Origin of the sequence: Thermosynechococcus sp. (assembly GCF_046299635.1) — a bacterium.
Taxonomy (GTDB): domain Bacteria; phylum Cyanobacteriota; class Cyanobacteriia; order Thermosynechococcales; family Thermosynechococcaceae; genus Thermosynechococcus.
In genome coordinates this window covers 1-583 of the sequence record NZ_JBKBHV010000076.1, presented here as the reverse complement: position 1 = coordinate 583, position 583 = coordinate 1, and the positions used below count along the sequence as shown (strand labels likewise).

Below are 583 nucleotides of genomic sequence, written 5' to 3'. Positions count from 1 at the left end.
AATTGGCGCCTGCCGAAAGGGAAAAGGGTTAAAATTCCCGTGCCGCGGGGGTAGGTTTGCGGCAACGCAGGCCCCGCCTCCGACGCCTCGGGATAGGGCGGGCGGGACTGCCGTCTCGTTTAACCGTTGAAGGCCGGGGAGTGCCGTAATGGCGAGAACTGGCCGAAGGCGGGAATAGCCGGGGGTTTCCCCGGTCCGCCTGACTCCTGGGGCCCGTGAAAAGGAGGCGGGGAACGAGCCCCCGCGTCCGTACCGAGAACCGACGCAGGTGTTCCTGGGTGGAAAGCCCAAGGCGGCTCGGGTGACCCCGGGCCAGGGAACTCGGCAAATTGGCCCCGTAACTTCGGGAGAAGGGGTGTCTGCGGCCTTTGGGTACACCCCAGGGGCCGCAGATCGCAGTGGCAAGGGGGACCTGACTGTTTAACAAAAACATAGGTCCCCGCGAGCCCGTAAGGGTGTGTACGGGGGCTGAATCCTGGCCACTGGCGGTACGTGAACCCCGGGTACAACCGGGCGAAGCGCCGCTGAAGGCCGGGGGTAACTCTGACCCTCTTAAGGTAGCCAAATGCCTTGCCGGGTAAGT

At 64.7% G+C, this 583-nt stretch carries 1 rRNA gene; it reads left to right on the top strand.

The features are described from left to right. Positions 1 to 583, top strand: a 23S ribosomal RNA gene (locus tag ACK4IR_RS12405); the annotation flags it as partial.